The sequence below is a fragment of the Kitasatospora sp. NPDC007106 genome (assembly GCF_040634455.1).
Taxonomy (GTDB): domain Bacteria; phylum Actinomycetota; class Actinomycetes; order Streptomycetales; family Streptomycetaceae; genus Kitasatospora; species Kitasatospora arboriphila.
Map to the genome: position 1 here is coordinate 1 of NZ_JBEYFP010001310.1, position 1,266 is coordinate 1,266.

Consider the following 1,266-nt stretch of genomic DNA (forward strand, 5'->3'; position numbering starts at 1 on the left):
CAGCTGTGCGCGGTGTCGGGGTCGCCGAGCACCTGGACGCCGCGGCCGGCGAGCACCCGGGGCACCACGCGCTCGCCGAGCACGCTCTCCGCGCCGGGGCCGACGTAGTCGGAGCCGCGGACCTCGGTGGCGCGGATCCGCCCGGCCCGGTGCAGGGCCTCGGCGTCCTGCCACATCTTGGCCCGGACCTCGCCCTTGACGGTGTTGGGGGCCAGCGGGGTGTCCTCGGTCATCGGCCCGTCGACGGCGCCGTAGCCGTACAGGTTGCCGACCGTGGCGAGGACGGCTCCGGAGCTCTCGGCGGCGCCGAGCAGTGCGGCGGCGAGCGGCGGCCAGTCGGTCGCCCACCGGTGGTAGGCGGGGTTGGCGCAGTTGTAGAGGACGGCGGCACCGGCGGCGGCCGCGCCCAGGGCCTCGGCGTCGGTGGCGTCGAGGCGCAGGTGGCGCACGCCGGGCAGCGGTGCGGCCGTGCGGCCGGAGCGGGTCACCACGGTGACCTCCTCGCCGCGGTCGGCGAGCAGCCGGGCGGCGGCGGTGCCGACGGGGCCGGCGCCGACGATCAGGTGCTTGCTCACGATGGACTCCCCCAGGGACGGGTCGGGCGGACGGTGACGGTGCGGTGCGCAGTGGGGCGGTGGGGCGCGGTGCGACGGTGTGCGAGAACACCGTTCTCGCTCGACCACGAGCCTGGCGGACGCGGCCGCCGCTGTCAAGAACACCGTTCTCGCTCATGCACGCCGTTCTCGTCGGCACGGGCCGTGCTCGATCGTTGCCACCGTTCTCGGCGGCTGCCAGGATGGTGGCCATGCCCGCCGCCCCCAAGCCGCTCACCGCCCGCGAGCGCGCCCGCATCGAGTTCACCCGGGACATCAAGGAGGCGGCCCGCCGCCAGCTCGCCGAGCACGGCCCGGACGGCCTCTCGCTGCGCGGGGTGGCCCGGGACATCGGTCTGGTCTCCGCCTCCGCGCTCTACCGGTACTTCCCGGGGCGGGACGCGCTGCTCACCGCGCTCATCACCGACAGCTACGACGCCCTGGGCGACGCGGCGGACGCGGCCGTCACCGCAGCGGCGGACCGGGAGCCGGCCGAGCGCTGGACGGCCCTGTGCCACGCCGTCCGCGACTGGGCGGTGGCCCACCCGCACGAGTACGCGCTGATCTACGGCTCCCCCGTCCCCGGCTACTCCGCCCCGGAGAACACCACCGCTCCCGGCACCCGGCTGCCGTTCCTGATCGGTGCCCTGTTCGCGCAGGCCGCGGCGGCGGG

At 76.4% G+C, this 1,266-nt stretch carries 2 protein-coding genes; one reads left to right on the top strand and one right to left on the bottom strand.

The window, feature by feature from the left end:
- Positions 1–575: NAD-dependent epimerase/dehydratase family protein (locus ABZ641_RS38075; protein ID WP_359989215.1), on the bottom strand; the 575-nt coding region annotated here is incomplete at its 3' end.
- Positions 576–805: 230 nt separating this feature from the next.
- Between ABZ641_RS38075 and ABZ641_RS38080 the strand changes: the two genes are divergently transcribed.
- Positions 806–1,266 (top strand): TetR/AcrR family transcriptional regulator (locus ABZ641_RS38080; protein WP_359989217.1); only part of this gene is annotated, 461 nt, incomplete at its 3' end.